The 17,677-nt window shown below is 61.1% G+C and carries 13 protein-coding genes; 4 read left to right on the plus strand and 9 right to left on the minus strand.

Annotated features, from left to right (window positions below; all coding sequences use genetic code 11):
- Window positions 1-30: 30 nt before the first annotated feature.
- The 6 genes from IRY30_RS00055 to IRY30_RS00080 all read right to left on the minus strand — a co-directional run bounded on the left by IRY30_RS00055 (window position 31) and on the right by IRY30_RS00080 (window position 9,215).
- Window positions 31-849 carry a VOC family protein gene (locus tag IRY30_RS00055; protein WP_194555393.1) on the minus strand — a complete coding sequence of 273 codons (819 nt, stop codon included), beginning with the start codon at window positions 847-849 and terminating at the stop codon, window positions 31-33.
- On the minus strand, window positions 849-1,187 hold the full coding sequence (locus IRY30_RS00060) for an RNA-binding S4 domain-containing protein (protein WP_194555394.1): 339 nt from the start codon (window positions 1,185-1,187) through the stop codon (window positions 849-851). Before IRY30_RS00060 ends, IRY30_RS00055 begins: the two co-directional genes overlap by 1 nt.
- Window positions 1,188-1,261: 74 nt before the next feature.
- Window positions 1,262-1,957, minus strand: a complete 696-nt coding sequence (locus IRY30_RS00065) for a LysE family translocator (RefSeq protein ID WP_194555395.1) — start codon at window positions 1,955-1,957, stop codon at window positions 1,262-1,264.
- Window positions 1,958-2,006: 49 nt separating this feature from the next.
- Window positions 2,007-3,545, minus strand: a complete 1,539-nt coding sequence (locus IRY30_RS00070; RefSeq protein ID WP_194555396.1) for a glutamate synthase subunit beta — start codon at window positions 3,543-3,545, stop codon at window positions 2,007-2,009.
- Window positions 3,545-8,134, minus strand: a complete 4,590-nt coding sequence (gene gltB, locus IRY30_RS00075; RefSeq protein ID WP_194555397.1) for a glutamate synthase large subunit — start codon at window positions 8,132-8,134, stop codon at window positions 3,545-3,547. The genes IRY30_RS00070 and gltB overlap by 1 nt, the downstream gene beginning before the upstream one ends.
- A 376-nt stretch (window positions 8,135-8,510) precedes the next feature.
- A complete protein-coding gene (locus IRY30_RS00080; RefSeq protein ID WP_194555398.1) occupies window positions 8,511-9,215 on the minus strand; it encodes a DNA-3-methyladenine glycosylase I in 705 nt (234 codons plus the stop codon).
- A 289-nt stretch (window positions 9,216-9,504) separates the two neighbouring features.
- Here IRY30_RS00080 and IRY30_RS00085 point away from each other — a divergent pair, with 289 nt between their 5' ends.
- Window positions 9,505-9,816, plus strand: a complete 312-nt coding sequence (locus IRY30_RS00085; RefSeq protein WP_194555399.1) for a hypothetical protein — start codon at window positions 9,505-9,507, stop codon at window positions 9,814-9,816.
- Window positions 9,816-12,437: an ATP-dependent helicase C-terminal domain-containing protein gene (locus IRY30_RS00090; protein ID WP_194555400.1), complete on the plus strand. Its 2,622-nt coding sequence runs from the start codon at window positions 9,816-9,818 to the stop codon at window positions 12,435-12,437. Before IRY30_RS00085 ends, IRY30_RS00090 begins: the two co-directional genes overlap by 1 nt.
- Here IRY30_RS00090 and IRY30_RS00095 read toward each other — a convergent pair.
- Window positions 12,434-13,801 carry a PspC domain-containing protein gene (locus tag IRY30_RS00095; protein ID WP_194555401.1) on the minus strand — a complete coding sequence of 456 codons (1,368 nt, stop codon included), beginning with the start codon at window positions 13,799-13,801 and terminating at the stop codon, window positions 12,434-12,436. The genes IRY30_RS00090 and IRY30_RS00095 overlap by 4 nt on opposite strands.
- A 113-nt stretch (window positions 13,802-13,914) precedes the next feature.
- Between IRY30_RS00095 and IRY30_RS00100 the strand changes: the two genes are divergently transcribed.
- Together IRY30_RS00100 and IRY30_RS00105 are read left to right on the plus strand one after the other, a co-directional pair.
- Window positions 13,915-15,240, plus strand: a complete 1,326-nt coding sequence (locus tag IRY30_RS00100) for an ATP-binding protein (RefSeq protein WP_194555402.1) — start codon at window positions 13,915-13,917, stop codon at window positions 15,238-15,240.
- A gap of 46 nt (window positions 15,241-15,286) precedes the next feature.
- Window positions 15,287-16,066, plus strand: a complete 780-nt coding sequence (locus tag IRY30_RS00105; RefSeq protein WP_194556473.1) for a response regulator — start codon at window positions 15,287-15,289, stop codon at window positions 16,064-16,066.
- A gap of 71 nt (window positions 16,067-16,137) precedes the next feature.
- Here the strand turns inward: IRY30_RS00105 and IRY30_RS00110 are convergent, their stop codons facing one another.
- Together IRY30_RS00110 and IRY30_RS00115 are read right to left on the minus strand one after the other, a co-directional pair.
- Window positions 16,138-16,431, minus strand: a complete 294-nt coding sequence (locus IRY30_RS00110; RefSeq protein WP_194555403.1) for a GlsB/YeaQ/YmgE family stress response membrane protein — start codon at window positions 16,429-16,431, stop codon at window positions 16,138-16,140.
- A 104-nt stretch (window positions 16,432-16,535) separates the two neighbouring features.
- Window positions 16,536-17,651, minus strand: a complete 1,116-nt coding sequence (locus IRY30_RS00115; RefSeq protein ID WP_309826235.1) for an NAD(P)H-dependent flavin oxidoreductase — start codon at window positions 17,649-17,651, stop codon at window positions 16,536-16,538.
- Window positions 17,652-17,677: the final 26 nt, after the last annotated feature.

Genomic DNA, 17,677 nt, shown 5'->3' on the forward strand with positions numbered 1-17,677 from the left:
AGGGCGCGGGCTGCCCGCTAACCCCCGCCCCTATTTCGGCTGGAAATCCTCCGGCGCGAAGAGATCCGGCTCATGGGCTTCATCCATCTCCGGGGTGTATTCCTCCACCTCGGCCAGGTTGAGCAGAGCGCCGGTGGGATCCTGAATGGTGGCCATCCGGCCAAATTCAGAAACCCATGGGGTGCGCACGACGGTGCCGCCCAGGGATTCCACCTGCGCCACTGCTTCATCCACGTTGAGCACGCCCATGTAGAGCGTCCACATGGAGGGCTGCCCCTCCAGGCCTGCGGTGTCCCACATGCCTGCCAGGGGGTTGGCCTCCCACTCACCCGTGGCATAACGGAACTCATCGGTATCGTTCATCAGCTTGATATCCCACCCGGAGAGCTGGTGGTAGAACTCCAGCGTGGCATCCCAGTTCTTGCCAACCATGAGCTCGTGCCACACCGGGGTGCCCGGCTCACCAGCAGCAAAGAATGCCTGCTCATCCGAGGGACGCTTCAAGCCGATGGTGGCTCCACTGGGATCCACCAGCACGCTCATCTTGCCGCGTGGGCCAAGATCGCGTGGTTCCAAAGCGCTTTCCGCTCCTGCCTTCACGGCGTTCTTGTGCACTGTTTCCAGCTGCGGTGCGTACAACATCAGCCCCCAGATCGGCGAAGACGTTTCCGGGATCTTGCCGATCCCCGCCACGGGCATGCCCGAGCGCTTCGCGGTGAGGTACCCCTCGGATTCCTCTACGAATTCCCACCCGAAAAGCGGGCCGTAGAAGTCCTGCGCGGTCTGCAGATCCGTGGTGGCCAGGTCCAGCCAGATGGGCATTCCAGGTTCAGCTACCAGTGCTGGCATTACATGTTCCTCCACTTTTCGGGATCAAAATCATCGTCGGCGGTAGCTTCATCGAAGTATTCGCCGAGGTCATCATCGTCTTCTTGTTCGACGCCACCTCCGGCGCCCACCACGCGCGTCACCGCCAACACGTCATTGGTTTCGGGATCCAGCATCGCCACTTCATCGCCGTGGCGCAGTACCTTGCCCCGGCGAGTGTCTACTTCACCGTTCACGGTGATTACTCCTGAGGCAATGACTTCCTTGGCCAGCCCTCCGGTCTCCACGAGGTTGGCCAGTTTGATGAACTGCCCGAGGCGGATTTCCGCGTCTCGGATGGGGATGTCCTGAATCTGCATGCCCACTAGTCTATGCCCTGAGTCTTTCGGCCTTCACTCGCGGAGCGTTCAGGCATGAGCCACGCACGAAAACCTCACAGCACCGCGAGGATCTTCTCTATCCCGCCATGCAGCAAGAAGAGTGCAAGGAGCAGGAAGATTGCTCCCGCGATCATTTCAATCAGCGGGTTGATCTGCCGCAGCTTCTCCGCCCACGCGGGCAGGCTCACCATCCAGGCGAATCCGCAGAACCAGAGCAGCCCCACGGCTGTCATCATCAGCAGCACCAGCAGGCGTTCGGGGACACTGATGTCTACCGGCAGGAACTGGGCAAAGACAGCGCCGAAGAACAGCAGGGCCTTGGGGTTGGACAGGTTGGTGGCCAGTCCCAACCGCCAAGCCTGTGATGGGGTGAGCTCGGTGGCGGAAACCGCAGCGCTTGCTGGATGTGCTTGTGGGTCAGGGGTGGCGTCGGAAAGAGAAGATTTTTGCTTTAAGCGCTGCTCGCGCCACCCGCCGAGGAGCGAGCCGATGCCCATGCGCAGGAGGAATAGCCCACCGGCCAGGTACAGAACGGCGAGGATCCAGGGGAAGGCGGCGATGAGCGCCGATAGGCCTGCCATGGTGACGACGGGCCACAGGATATTGCCCGTGCAGATTCCCACTGCCACCCACAGGGCGGCTCGGCGGGAACGCGAGCCCACACGGATGAGCTGCACCGTGTCCGGCCCCGGCGAGGCGATGGCGGCGATCCAGGTGCCCAATAATCCCAGGTAAGCGGCAAGAGTCATGCGCGTTTAGACCGAGAAATTACTGCGGCACCTGGAAGGTCGGCGCAGGTTACGCACGCAGCGCCACATCGGTGGGGTTGATGGGGCGAGGCAGTGCGGATTCACCCATGAGCGCGCGGTCAACCTCTGCGGCCACGGAGCGGCCTTCGGAGATTCCCCACACGATCAGAGACTGACCACGGCCGGCGTCGCCTGCCACGAACACTGGGGTGTCGCGGAAAGCCTCGGACTGGGCGGTGGCGCGGAAGGCATCATCGCGGACCAAGCGGCCGCGCTGATCAATCTCCAGATCCAGGTCCTCCACCACGGGAGTGCGCTCCACGGAGACAAAGCCCATGGCCAGCAGCACCAGGTCTGCCTCCATCGAGAATTCGGTGCCCTCGACGTTCTCCAGACCCTTTTCACCGAAGCGGCACTGCGCACCATTCAGGCCGGTGACCTTGCCATCTTCACCAACGAGTTCCACGGTGTTGGTGGACCAGCCACGCTTGCCCAGCACGGCACCCTCTTCGCGAGCCTCCAGGCCCAGTTTCGCCACGAGCTCCTCTGACTCTTCACCGGTGATGGCGTAATCGCCTTCCTCGTGAGCAGAAGCCAGACGCATCTTCAGTGGGTAGGTAGGCCAAGGGGTAGTCTCGGCCCGCTCCTCTGGAGGCTTCGGCATGATGTCGAACTGATGCACAGACTTCGCACCCTGGCGCAGGGCGGTGCCGAAGCAGTCCGTACCCGTATCGCCGCCGCCGATGATGACCACGTTCTTGCCCTTGGCATCGATCGGTGCGGTATCGGTATCGCCGTAGCCCACGCGGTTGGCGTAGGGCAGGTATTCCATGGCCTGGTACACGCCCTCCAGCTCTCGGCCGGGAACGGGCAGGTCGCGGCCCACGGTGGAGCCGATGGCCAGCACGATGGCGTCGAAGTTCTGCAGATCCTCGCCGGTTGGAGAGGTGTTCAGCTGGAACTTGGTGCCCTCGGCCTGCATCTGTTCGATGCGACGGTCGATCCATTGCTTCTGCATCTTGAACTCTGGCACGCCATAGCGCATCAGACCGCCAACGCGATCCTCGCGCTCAAAAAGGGTGACATCGTGCCCAGCGCGGGTGAGCTGCTGAGCAGCTGCCATGCCGGCGGGGCCGGAACCGACCACAGCCACGGACTGGCCAGTCTTGAAGGTGGGCTTGATGGGGACAACCCAGCCCTCTTTGTAGGCGCGCTCCACGATGGTGAGCTCGACGGTCTTGATATTCACCGGATCGCTGCCGATGCCCAGCACACATGCACCTTCACAAGGTGCAGGGCACAGACGACCGGTGAATTCCGGGAAGTTGTTGGTGGCGTGCAAGCGGTCATACGCTTCCTTCCACCGATCCTGGCGAACCAGGTCATTCCACTCCGGGATCAGGTTGCCCAGTGGACAACCGTCATGGCAGAAGGGGATGCCACAATCCATGCAGCGCGTGGCCTGGATCTGGACCTGTTCATCGGAGAAGTCTTCGTAGACTTCCTTCCAGTCCAGCAGACGCAGTGGGACTGGGCGGTGCTCAGCTGCAGCGCGAGCGTACTTCTGAAAGCCGTGCGGATCAGCCATTACTTCACTTCCTCCATGATTGCGGCAGAGATGCCATCTTTATCCAGACCCTGCTCTTCAGCGCGCGTGATGGCGGTGAGAACTCGGGCGTAATCGCGCGGCATGACCTTGATCAGCTTGGAAGGATCAACTTCCACATCGGATCCGGTCAGTCGCTTGTGCGTAGCGATGGTCTCTTCCAGCCACGCCAGCTCTTCTTGGTCGGTGACTTCTTGGATGTCCACCAGTTCGGTGTTGATGCGGTTTTCCACACCGGAACCGTCGTTGAGCAGGTAAGCGATGCCACCGGACATGCCGGCTGCGAAGTTCAGGCCCACCTTGCCGAGGACCAGCACGCGGCCACCCGTCATGTACTCACAACCATGGTTGCCGATGCCTTCCACCACTGCGGTGACACCCGAGTTACGCACGCAGAAGCGCTCGCCCACGGAGCCGTGGATGTAAAGCTCACCCGAAACTCCACCGAAGCCCAGCACGTTGCCAGCGATGATGTCTGCCTGCACATCGGCTGCTCCATCATCCATTGGTGGGCGGATGACGATGCGTCCACCGGAGAGGCCCTTGCCCACGTAGTCGTTGGCGTCACCCGTCAGGGTCAGGGTCATGCCGGCTGGCACGAAGGCGCCGAAGGAGTTACCTGCGGATCCCTTGAAGTTCAGGTTCACGGTGTCCGTTGGCAGGCCATCGCGGCCGGCCACGCGGGAGATCATGGAACCGGTCATGGTGCCCACGGTGCGGTTCACGTTGGTGATTGGGTAATCCAGCGTGATGGAGACATCTTCGCCGTCTGCTGCCCGGCGGATGGTCTCTTCCGCGTCCTTGCGGATCTGGTTGTCCAGCGCCTTGTCCAGGGCGTGATCCTGGGTCTTGGTGCAGTAGAGATCCTGGTGCATGAAGGGGCTCTCTGGCTGCGCGAAGATGGGGCTCAGGTCCAGCTTGTTAGCGGACTTGTGCTCGCCTTCCATCGTGGCCTGGCGCAGCACCTCGGAGTGGCCCACGGCCTCTTCGATGGTGCGGAAGCCCAGCTCAGCGAGGTATTCGCGAACCTCTTCAGCGATGAACTGGAAGAAGTTGACCACGTGGTCAGCCTGACCGGTGTACTTCTTGCGCAGCTCTGGGTTCTGCGTCGCCACGCCTACTGGACAGGTATCCAGGTGGCAGACGCGCATCATGATGCAGCCGGAAACCACCAGCGGTGCGGTAGCGAAACCGAACTCTTCAGCACCAAGCAGCGCCGCGATAACCACGTCGCGACCAGTCTTGAGCTGACCATCACACTGCACGGTGATGCGGTCGCGCAGACCGTTCATCAGCAGGGTCTGCTGGGTCTCCGCCAGTCCGAGCTCCCATGGCCCACCCGCATGCTTGAGGGAGGTCAGTGGGGATGCACCGGTGCCACCATCGTGGCCGGAGATCAGCACCACATCCGCGTGTGCCTTGGACACGCCCGTTGCCACGGTGCCGACGCCCTGCTCGGACACTAGCTTCACGTGAATACGTGCATCCGGGTTGGCGTTCTTCAGATCGTGGATCAGCTGTGCCAGGTCCTCGATGGAGTAAATATCGTGGTGCGGTGGAGGGGAAATGAGTCCCACACCTGGGGTGGTGACGCGCACTTCTGCGATCCATGGGTACACCTTGTGCGGAGGCAGCTGGCCACCTTCACCGGGCTTTGCACCCTGGGCCATCTTGATCTGAATATCCGTGCAGTTATTCAGGTAGTGGCTGGTCACACCGAAGCGGCCGGAGGCCACCTGCTTGATGGCGGAACGGCGCCAATCGCCATTCTCATCGCGATCAAAGCGGGCTGGATCCTCGCCGCCTTCACCGGAGTTGGACATGCCCTTGAGACGGTTCATCGCGATAGCCAGGGTCTCATGAGCCTCAGCGGAGATGGAACCGTAGGACATTGCGCCGGTGGCGAAACGCTTCACGATCTCGCTGACTGGTTCCACCTCATCAATGGAGATGGGCTTGCGATCACTCTTGAGCTCGAAGAGTCCGCGCAGCGTAGCCAGGCGACGAGACTGATCGTCCACCTTGCGGGTGTACTCCTTGAAGATGCGGTACTGCCCGGTGCGGGTAGCGTGCTGCAGCTTGAAGACGGTCTCTGGGTTGAACAGGTGGTACTCGCCTTCACGGCGCCACTTGTACTCGCCACCGACCAGCAGGTCGCGGTGCGCGGCCTCTTCTGGGCGAGGCAGGAATGCGAAGCGGTGACGCTCAGCCACATCGGCGGCGATCTCATCCAGGCCCACGCCGGAGATTGGGGAGAATGCGCCGGTGAAGTACTCGTCCAGCAGGTTCTGGTGCAGGCCGGTGATATCGACCAGCTGGGAACCGCGGTAGCTGCTCACCGTGGAGATGCCCATCTTGGACATGATCTTCAGGATGGAGTAGCCAGCGGCGTGCAGGAAGTTCTTGCGAGCCTGCTCGGCGGAGACATCGCCCAGGCGACCCTGCTCATGGAGAGAGTCGATGGACATGAGAGCCATGTAGGGGTTGATGGCGTCGGCACCGAAGGTCAGCAACATGGCGAAGTGGTGAACCTCGCGGGCGTCGCCGGACTCGATGATCAAAGAGGCGCGCGTGCGTGTCTTTTCCTTCACCAAGTGCTGGTGCACAGCGGAGGTGAGCAGCAGCGATGGGATCGGAGCGTTGCGCTCGTCGGAATCGCGGTCGGTGAGGAAGATGAGGGTCTTGCCGTCCTCGATGGCGGCGGAGACTTCGCGACGAATGCGGGCGATGGCATCCGCCATGCCGCGTCCACCGTGGGCCACTGGGTAGAGGCCGGAGATGCGCGCAGCCTGGAATGCGCTGTACTTCTCCTGCTCGCCAGCGTTGGCCAGCTTGGCCAGATCCTCATTGGAGAGCACTGGGCTGTCCAGGTGGATGCGGTGCGCAGCCTCTGGAGTGGGGCTCAGGACATCGCCCTGTGCTCCCAACTGCGTGAACAGCGAGGTAACCATCTTCTCGCGCAGGGAGTCCAGTGGAGGGTTGGTCACCTGCGCGAAGCGCTGAGCGAAGTAGTCGTACAGCACCCGCGCGCGGTTGGACAGCGCGGCGATCGGCGTATCCGTACCCATGGAACCGGTGGCTTCAGCTGCGGTGATGGCCATCGGACGGATGAGGGTATCCACCTCTTCCTCGGTGTAGCCGAACACGCGTTGGCGCAACACGATGCGCTCGTGGTTCATCGGTACGCCTTCACCGGCGGGCAGCTCTTCGGTGCGAACCAGATTCTCTTCAACCCACTGCTGGTAAGGCTGCTCAAGGAGCGTGGCCTTCACTTCTTCATCGGTGTAGATCTTGCCTTGGGAAGTGTCCACCAGGAACATGCGACCGGGCTCCACGCGGGTGCGCTGCACGATATCCGCATCGGGGATTTCCAGCACGCCCGCCTCGGATCCCATCACCACGAGGCCATCCTTGGTGATGCAGATACGGCCGGGGCGCAGACCATTGCGGTCCAGCACAGAGCCGATTACGGTGCCGTCGGTAAAGGCTAGCGCAGCTGGTCCATCCCACGGCTCCATGAGGGAGGAGTGGTACTCGTAGAAGCCACGGATCTCCGGATCCAGGTTCTCGTTGCGCTCCCACGCCTGTGGAACCATCATCAACACAGCGTGTGGCAGTGAACGTCCACCGAGGTGCAGCAGCTCCAGGGTCTCATCGAAGCGGCCGGTGTCCGAGCTATCTGGGTTACAGATAGGCAGGACGCGGGAGATATCTCCCAGCACCTCGGAGTTGATCTGGGATTCGCGGGCGCGCATCCAGTTTTCGTTTCCGCGGACGGTATTGATCTCACCGTTGTGCGCGAGCATGCGGTACGGGTGAGCCAATGGCCAGGATGGGAAAGTGTTGGTGGAGAAGCGGGAGTGCACGATGGCCAGCGCGGATTCCACGCGCTCATCCTGCAGGTCCAAGTAGAAATCGCGCAGCTGCGGGGTGGTGAGCATCCCCTTGTACACAACGGTGCGTGCAGAAAGGGAAGGGAAGTAGACGGTTTCGCCGCCGGCGCCTTCGCCAGCTCCCTTATGTCCAAGCTCTCGCTCGGCGCGCTTGCGGACGAACCAGGCAGCGCGGTCTAGCTCTAGGCCGGACAGGGGGTTGCCCTCGGCATCTTCGCCAGCGATGAACAGCTGGGAGAAGATCGGCTCCACGTCGCGGGCCATTGCACCGAGGGAGGAATCATCCACGGGCAGGTCGCGCCAGCCGAGGAACGTCAGACCCTCTTCGCGGACGATGGTTTCCACATCGCGCATGGCCTCGAGTGCTGCCATGCGAGAGTTAGGGAGGAATGCGATGCCGGTGGCATAATCGCCAGCTTCCGGCAGCTCTACGCCCTGCTTGCTCATCTCTTCCCGGTAGAAGCGATCTGGCACCTGGATCAGAATGCCGGCACCATCACCGGTGTTCTTCTCCGCACCGGCAGCGCCGCGGTGATCCAGGTTTACTAGTGCTGTAATGCCTTTTTCCACGATGTCGCGGGAGGCTCGGCCATGTGCATCGGCTACGAATGCGACACCACACGCATCGTGTTCAAACTGCGGATCGTAGAGACCCTGGCGTGGAGGGTAATTCGTCATGTCTAGTGGCCTTACTGTTCGTCACGTCAAAAAATTTCTAGCAAGCGCAGTCGCGGGGTGAGCAACTCCTTGAGTGAGGCGTGAGGGCTCTTTCCCGGGGTACTTGGAACAGCCACTATCACATGTCTCAAGGTGGTTTTTTTCCTACAGTTCCGCAATCCCACCGCGTACTCAAAATTAGGGTTGCCTAAGTTGTCAACTTTGGCATTCAATCCCACGCGTTAAGTCGCTCAACTGGGGAGACGAATTATTCTAAACATATTCTCATAACCCTCACCGGACAACGAGAGAACTTCGTACGTCTTTCAACCCCGCGGAAACACAGTGAGCCCGCTCACGTATCCGCACGCATCGCCCCCCCAGCGAGCCGCTCGGTCTATTCCGCTGTCTCCGCCACGCGGTCATTCACCATTCCAATGGCTTGCATGAGCGCGTAACACGTCACAGGGCCCACAAACTTGAATCCGCGTCGCTTGAGCTCCTTGGCCATCGCCACTGCTTCCTCGTTATACGTGGGGATCTCCTCCACATGCTGTGGCTGCTCGTGGTGCCGCGGTGCAAAAGACCAGATCAGCACAGGCAAACCCGGGGCCAACATGTTCGCTACCCCGCCCAAGACCTCCCGCGCAGGGGAGTCCTCGGGGAGCTTCTGCAGGTCGGGGTCATCTCGCAGGGCGATGGTGGCTTCCGCGTTGGCGTAGACCGCTGCGTGCTTTTGCTTATTACGGATAAGGCGCGGATCAGCCAGGGCATCTTCACGCTGCTCTTCGCTCATGGCGCTGATGCGGGTGGCGTCGAAAAGAAAGAAGACGCGTCTAAACGCCGAACGCTTAGCCAAGATGGCGGACCAGGAGAGGCCGGATTGGAAGCCTTCGAGGCAGATCCGTTCCAGCAGGCCGTGCTCATTGATGATCTTGCGGCCCCACTCGCCCTCGTAGTAATCGAAGTTCATCTCGCTGCGGTACGCCCACGCTGGGCGGCCCACACCATCGGTGCCCACCACCTGGCCACCGGGAGTCAATTGTTCTGTGGGCTGAATGGCAGGCTCGCGCGCTGCGGAATCTGCGTTGTCCGAAGTCATACTTATTTTTTACCCGTTCTGGCCGTGCAGCCTCTGTAATGCGGTTGAAATGCGGTGAATTTTTCTCGGGGTTTCCTGACTGACTCCGCCAACTTAGCCAACCTCCAGGACGCACCAGCGCATTCACGCACTCACGCTGGGCAAGTTATCCACAGCACCCTCGCCTGTGGATAAGTCATCACCCCCACAAGTGCATGTTTTTCATGGCTGTGCATTATTAGTGTCTGGATTTCGGACATCAGCTGCTAATCTTGAAAATCCAAAGCATGCATCATGGAAAGAGGACCCGATGCTAGAAGACCAAGACCTTGGCACGTTCCGCGCTACCATCCCTGAGCGCGGTGGCTTCCTCTATCCTGATGGCTCCCCGATTTCCCTGGCAGAGCGCGCCGATGCTACTCCCGAAAACGCGGTTGACCTGCCCATTGATACTGATGAGAGCACTCCCCACAATTCCGCGTTCTTCCTGCGAATCCTGTTCATTTTCGCGATCATGATGACTGTCGTGGCCCTGTCCATCTACTGGCTCATTGCTCACAGCACCCCGCCAGCTACCGGGGATGTCGGACAGCCCGCAGCGTATTACGCCCCTCAGAATTGATGGCTGATCTCCCCTTTTTTGCAGGTAAAGAGGCATTTCTTTCGGCGCTTTCACAGCATCGCACCGCGGTGGTTCAGGCCCCTCCAGGAACCGGCAAGACCACCCTGGCACCTATCTACACCCGCGAATTCCTCCGTGACCAGCAATTTTCCCAGTTTTCTTCTACCGAAAACCAGCAGGATACCGCTGCCCAGCTCACTCCCCGGGTCCTCGTCACTCAGCCTCGACGCATCGCCGCACGCGCTGCAGCCACCCGTTTAGCGGAACTTTACGGCTGGAATTTAGGGAGCACGGTTGGCTACACGATACGCGGGGAATTGCAGACAAATGCAGAAACAGAAATTGAGTTTATGACCTCTGGCGTGCTGTTACGCCGACTTTTGCGCGACCCAGACCTCCCCGGAGTGGGCGCAATCATCATCGATGAAATCCACGAGCGTCACGTGGAATCAGACCTCATTTTTGGCATGCTGGCTCAACTCCGCGAACTTCGCGAAGACCTGGTTGTGGTGGCCATGTCCGCCACCGTGGACGCCCAACGCTTCGCCACCGCGCTGAACGCGCCCATTGTGGATGTCCCAAACCCCATCCATCCGCTGGAAATTCATCATTCCACCAGCGAGCATTCCATTGCACAGCGCGATCCCCTCGCTCGCCCCGGCGCGACTGGCTCGGTGGAGGACTTCGTGTTCCGGCGGATCGTCGAGGCCCTCGAGGCCACGGATTCGGACTCGCCATCCCCCGGCGATCTCCTGGCCTTCGTACCCACCATCCGCGGCACGGAACTGCTGGCAGAGAGGCTAAACGGGCACATAATTGGAAATTTCCACATTTCTGCGCTGCCGCTGCATGGCAGCCTCTCGCCCGCTGCACAGTCACGCGTAATTGCACCCGTGCGCGAGTTTGACGCCCCCACCCGCCGAGTCATCATCGCCACCGATGTGGCCGAGTCCTCCCTCACCGTCCCCGGGGTGCGAGTAGTGGTGGATTCCTGCCTCTCGCGCGTCTCCCGCCAGGATTCCTCCCGCGGGATGTCTCAGCTGGTCACGGAGTCCGCCAGCCGCGCATCCACCATCCAACGCGCCGGTCGTGCGGGCCGCGAAGGCCCAGGCCAGGTGTTCCGCTGCCTCACCGCGGAGCAGTGGTCGCACCTTTCCGCGTTTTCTCCCCCGGCCATTCTCACCTCCGACCTCACCAGCGCCCTGTTGGATTGCGCCGTATGGGGAGCGCCAGGCGGCGTGGATCTTCCCCTCCCCGATAGTTTCCCCGAACTGCCCGCCCGCGCGGCCACCGAGGCACTCGTTCGCCTCGGCGCGCTCACTGCCCCCACCGATTCGCACCCTTTTGGGCAGGTCACGCAGTTAGGAACTGTTCTGGCCGGCATGCCCGTGGATCCTCATTTGGCCCGTGGTGGGTTGCTGGCCTCGCGCTTGGTGGATGTGGATTTGGTTGCCAAGGTTCTCTTTCTTCTCGACGCCACCCCGGACCCATCCACTCCCCTCATCAGGCAGGTGAAATCCCTCCGCTCGCAAGACCAGGGTGTACGCCGCATGCGCAGGATCGTGGAGCAACATCGTTCACGCCGCGCTTTGGAGAATCTGCTCCCGGAGATCTCTCCGGATGCTGCCCGGGATTTCACTGCCGCCATGAGCACGGACACCGCCATTGGATTGACCGTGGCCTGCTGTTTTCCGCAGCTCATTGCCCGGCGCGTGGTGGCTGCCACTGGGGAATTGACGGATCGCGTACTCACCGTCGGTGGCACGGGTGCACAACTGAGCAGAGAGCTGCTGGCAACAGGCCAGCCCTCCGGCAATGGAGGAGAATCCCAGTGGTGTGCCGTGGCAGATATTGCCCGTGCCCATACCCGGGATGGCACCGGGGCTCGCGTGCGCAGCGCGGTGTGGATTCCGGAGGAGATTGCGGTGTGGGCAGGAGGTGGCGTCGAAAAGAAAAGAACGGCCACGTACGATCCCGACACACGCAAGATCAAGGCCCGGGAGGTGCGGCAGCTGGGCGCGATTCTGATGTCCCAAGCCCCGGCGCAGGCCACCAAGGAAGAGGCGCACCTTGCCGTACGGGAGGCGTTGGCAGAGCATGGGGCGTCCGCGATTCCGATGAGTCAGGGGGCATCATCGCTGCTCAAGAGGGTGCAGTTCCTGCATCGGCAGGGAGTGGAGGGCTATCCGGATGTCTCGGGCGAGCTGCCGGAGGAGGTGAGCAGTTTCGCCGCCGAGGACCTGGTGGCTGGGCGCACGCCGGATATCGCTGGCTTGCTGCGGGGAGTACTGCCGTGGAATCAGCCCATTGATGAGTTGGCGCCCGAGCACGTAGAGCTACCCAGCGGGCGGCGGGCGAAGATCACCTATCCTCCGGTTGATGAGGCGGGCCCGCCAGTGGTGGCAACGAAGCTGCAGGATGCGTTCGGGCTGTTCAGCTCGCCGGAGATCGCTAGTGTGCCCGTGCAGTTTCACTTGCTCTCACCCGCGGGCAGGCCGCTGGCGGTGACCGATGACCTGCAGAGTTTCTGGGCCGGGCCGTATCAGGGAGTGCGTAAAGATATGCGGGGGCGCTACCCGAAGCACAAGTGGCCGGAGGATCCGGCGGCGGAGTTCGGTTAGCTCGCGTCAACCGGCTCGGCATGCTCCCCGCGGGTCACCATGATGGAGCTCAACGTGGAATCCAGTCCCACATTCACCGTAGGCAGGTTCGCGCTGCTGTCCTTCTCGCCTCGGACGATGTACTCGTCGGCACCAGTGCAGGGAGTATCGGACATCACCGAGGTTCGACATTCCACGACCACCCGGTAGGAACCACCCGAGGTGTCCTCTGGAATGACCAGCTCCACGTCAGAGAGCTGTGCATTGATCTCCACCTTCTGCTGCCCATCGTCCTTCAACACACCCGATGCGCCATCTAAGCGGTTGAAGTTGATCACACCTGTAGACAATGCGTAGTCCAGTTCTGCATAGCTGACCTGCGGATTGAGAACCCTATCGGTCTGGGTGAGCGTATTCTTCGTCGGATCGTCGCTGTCGCTGGGTTCAATGAAGACAAGGAAACCGAAGGCTGCGAACACACTCAGCGCTACGGCCGCCACCGCGGTGGCTACGAAAATGCGCACCGCCGTGCCCCAGCCACGCTTCCGCTTGCCCTCCCCGGAGTACGCGGAGGCGCCATACATGGCGTCGCCTTCATCAGGATCCGGCAAGTGCCAGGCGAAGGGCGCCGTGCCCAAGGGGTCCCAGCTGGGCGGAACTTGCCTGGCGTGATGCTGCTCAAAACCGGGCGCTGCAACGTAGGTCTGTTCGTTGTCCCCGTTGAGCGGCGGGTTCACCGTGTGTGGGGTGCTGGCCGCTTGCAGAGGGGCGCCCGCCGCGTTGTCCGTGTAGGGCTGACCTGCGAATTGCCCGGAATCTTGCCCAGCAAAATCCGCAGCATACGCCCCGGCATAGAAGTCCTTATAAGGCACTGGCTCTCGCTGGTGCAGCAAGAAGGCCACCAGCGCTGCCACCACAACCCCGGTCCAATCCAGCGAACTATAGGCCGACCCAATGGGGAAAACACTCAGCCCCACCAAGATCACAATGACCCAACCCAAGTTCACATCCTGGGAATAGCGCTTGTCCTTGATGCCCTTGACCATGGCCTCGATCGGGCTCAGCGGCACGGTGTAGCGCGGCAGCACCAGCAGCAAACCGAAGTACAGCAGAATTCCCAGCCCGGAGAAGAAGCACAGGGCCAGGAACACAAAGCGGATCAACAGCGGCGAGACCTGGTAGCGCACGCCGATTCCCTCAGCCACACCTCCAAGCCACGCCCCGGACTTTTGCGAGGAGGGGATTCGCACCGGCCGGGTGCGCCACATCTCGGAGAGACTGAAATTACTCTTCCGAGCCACGTCCACATTGTTAACGGGGAACGCACTGCCGTATTGATTGTTGTCATTGCCGAGCGAGCCATCTGGATACCTGTTGTTCATCATGCTTCTCAGTCTCGCTTTCCTCGCCCGCCCGCACATCGGGGAATTCCCCTGATCCCGCTTTTTCAGGGTAAACCCCGATTCTCCCCGATGCCCCCAGCTGGCACACTATTAATATGACCGGCTCCCCCACTTCCTCCTCTCGTGGCTCTTGGCCATGGGCGCGTCGCGCAGCTGCCACCGTGCCTCCGACCGCGTATCCGGAGTTCTTCCGAGTCCGGGAAAACCGCATGATCGGCGGCGTCTGCACGGGTTTGGCGGCTCACCTCGGGGTGGATCTGCGCTGGGTTCGCCTCGCGTTCGCCATCATGCTCATCTCCCCCGGCCTCGCGGTGCCTCTCTATATTGGCCTATGGATTTTTACCGACGCCAAACCCGTCACCTCCCAAGCCCTTTCCTCCGTTGCTCACAGGAGAGCAGTCGAGGGCGCGCCGGGAGTCCAAGGCTTGGACTCGATTAATCGGCCCCGGAAGTCCGAGGATTGGGTCTTCCTCGCACTGGGTCTGTTGTTGCTCGTCTTGGGAACCACCATTACTGCTGGTACCGCGCCTGTCATGGTGGGTCTCATCGTGGCCACTCTCGGTGTGCTCTTGGTGTGGCAGACCTTCGGTTTCCGGGACTCCCAAGGCACCCACAAGAATCGATGGTTGCACTTGGCCAGTCTCGTCGGCGGTGTGGTGCTGCTGATCTTGGGGCTGGGTGGCACCATCGCTGTGTTGAGTTTTCAGGATTCCCAGCTGTCCAATACCTCGATCATGGGCTGGGCTCTGCTGGCATCCTTGCTGCTCATCGTGGGGTTTGTGGTGGTTCTGGTTCCGTTGTGGCTGCGGCTGTGGACCATGGCCAATAAGTCCGCGATGGAACGCGCCGCGGAGGCAGAGCGGGCGGAGATTGCCAGCCGCATTCACGATTCCGTTCTGCAGACCCTGACCATGATTCAAAAGAACTCTCAGGAGCCGCAGACTGTGACCCTGGCGCGCAGCCAGGAGCGTCAGCTGCGGCAATGGCTGTTTGGGACTGAAGAATCTGTGGCTCCGGAAACCCTGCTCGGCGCGGTGCGCGTTGCCTGCGGTGAGGTGGAGGATCACTACGGGATTCGTGTCCGACCTGTATTGATTGGTGCGGATCGGCCCACAGATGATGCCTCCCTGGCGCTGGTTCTGGCTGGTCGCGAGGCAATGGTGAACGCCGCGAAACATTCCCATTGCGATGAGATCAACGTGTTCCTGGACGCAGAAGATGAATCCGGCGATATCCAGCTCTTTGTGCGAGATCGCGGCCCCGGTTTTTCCCTCGATTCAATCCCTGCGGATAGACAGGGCGTGCGACAGTCAATTATGGGGCGGATGGAACGCGCTGGCGGTAGCGTGGAAATTGACTCCGATTCCAGCGGAACGGAAGTCATCCTGACCCTTCCCGCTCAGCGTTTTACAGCTCAATAGTTTTTAGGAGTTCTGCCTCGCCATGACTGCTCTTCCCGATGGCCCCATCCGCGTCTTCTTGGTGGACGATCATTCCATGTTTCGCGCAGGGGTCCGGTCCGAGCTCATGACGGTCGGTGCAGGCGTCGTGGATGTGGTGGGCGACGCGGGATCTGTGCAGGAGGCTACCGCCGGCATTGAGGCAAGCCAACCAGATGTAGTTCTCTTGGATGTCCACATGCCCGATGGTGGGGGTTTGGCAGTGCTGCGCGCGGGCATGGATTCCTCGTCCACCGCTCAGTATCTGTGCTTGAGCGTCTCCGATTCTGCGGAGGACGTGATCGCGCTCATCCGGGGCGGCGCGCGCGGGTATGTCACCAAATCCATCCGCAGCGAGGAATTGGTGGACGCGATCCGACGCATTCATGCCGGCGACGCTGTCTTTTCTCCCCGCCTGGCCGGCTATGTTCTCGACGCCTTCAGTTCCCAGCCCGCCGCATCCACACCTACGAACACCCCTCAACCGCACCCAGGTTCCACCGGCGCTGACCCCGGCGCAACGGCTCAAGACAATTCCGTCGCGACAGCCGATGACCTGCGCAAACGTGGCGTCCCAGCGGATGAGGTGGCCGAGGTGCAGGAAGGCGAGAATCTGCTTGACGAGCTCACCCGCAGGGAACGCGAAGTGCTGCGCCTGCTCGCCCGCGGATACACCTACAAGGAGATGGCCGGAAAGCTGTTCATCAGCGTGAAGACGGTGGAAACTCACGTCTCCAACATCTTGCGCAAGACCCAGCACACCAATCGTCATAGTTTGAGCCGCTGGGTCACCGATAACCGGCTCTAACCGCGCGTCTCGGCATAAGAAAAGACCCAGCATTTCTGCTGGGTCTTTAGCTCGTGGTGAGGGGAAAGTGATTAACGACGACCGGTAACCAGCTTGAAGATCCACAGCAAGAGACATGCACCGATCAAGCAGGTGATGAAGCTGAAGATCCAGCCACCGCTGGACAGGCCGATGAGGGTGAACAGGAAGCCACCGAGGAAGCCACCGATGATACCGACGATGATGTTGGCCAGGAGGCCCATCTGGGCGTCGGTGCCCATGATCTTAGAACCGATCCATCCGGCGAGACCGCCGATGATGATCCAACCAATGAAACCGAGTGCGGGAGTGGCGTTATCGCCAGCTGCAAGAATTAGAGTATCCATGGAAGTAAGTATACCGAAAATACATACACTTCCAACAAAAGAATGCACCTTTGAGTTTCCTGGGAGTCTCTAAGCAGCTCCCTGTGTGCAAAATTTTGCCCAGTTTAAACCTTCTGCCGAGTGCGGTTCAGCAGGATCCACGCCTCTTCATTCATTTGCCGGATTACCTCTTCGGCGGGCTGCTCAGAAACCAGCAATTCAATGCCCTCACCTGCGTGAAGCTTCAAATCGCTCTCGAATTCCCCGCCCGGGCCGCGAGCCGCGATGAGCTCCTGATCCGTGACATCGCCGCGCTCAGAAAGCTCCGCGTACACGTCAGTAAATCCATTGGAAACTGTACGTGTGGGCCATTTCACAGAATCCCAGCCGACCTGTTCGGCGCGGTCGTAAATATCAGTCAGGATGGTCGCCCGGCCACTAGCCTGGATAGCTGCTGACCGCAGCTCCTCAGAACCCAATGCCTCCGGGCTCCCCAGCAAAGCGGTGCCGATCCACGCGGCATCCGCACCTGCTGCCAGGGCTGCGGCCACTCCGCGCCCAGCCCCAATGCCACCAGCCACCGCAGCTGGCACACCAGGAGCAGCGCGCATCAGGTAATCCAGAATGATCTGCATCAGCGGCATGGTGCCCATCCGGCCGGTATGTCCGCCTGCGTCAGTTCCCTGAATGCAGATCACGTCTACTTCTGCGGCCAGCGCCTGCTTCACCTGCGAGACATCGTTCACGGGCGCGACCACGGAAATTCCCAGGTCATGTGCCTGCTCTACATAATTGGCAGCGTCGCCGAATCCCAGGCTGATCACCTTTGGGCGCGCGTCCAGCACGGCTTGCCAGACTTCGGGCTTATCTTCCAGGTCCCAGACCATCACGCCGATGCCAAAGTTTCCCAGTTCCAGATCCCCAGCCTGGGAGCCACTGCCCAGCGTAACGCCACTGGAATCCCCGCGGCCGAGCATCTTGCGCGCCACGCTCTCGCCAGATTTCCGCTGGCCACGCTGGATACCCTCGCGGGCGATGCGCGCGTTTTCGGCGATCCATTCCGGAGTGGCGTTAGACCCCACCCCGAACATTCCCAAGCCGCCTGCTCGGGACACTGCGGCAGCAAGTTCGCCACCCGAACGTCCAGCCATCGGCGCGCCGATGATCGGAACTTCAATGTCCCACAGTTGTGTCAATCGAGTAGTGACGGTGTGATTATCTGTCGAGATTGCTTCAACCACCGCGCCCGTCTCCCATCGATTGATTA

This window comes from Corynebacterium suicordis DSM 45110 (assembly GCF_015351405.1).
Classification (GTDB): Bacteria; Actinomycetota; Actinomycetes; order Mycobacteriales; family Mycobacteriaceae; genus Corynebacterium; species Corynebacterium suicordis.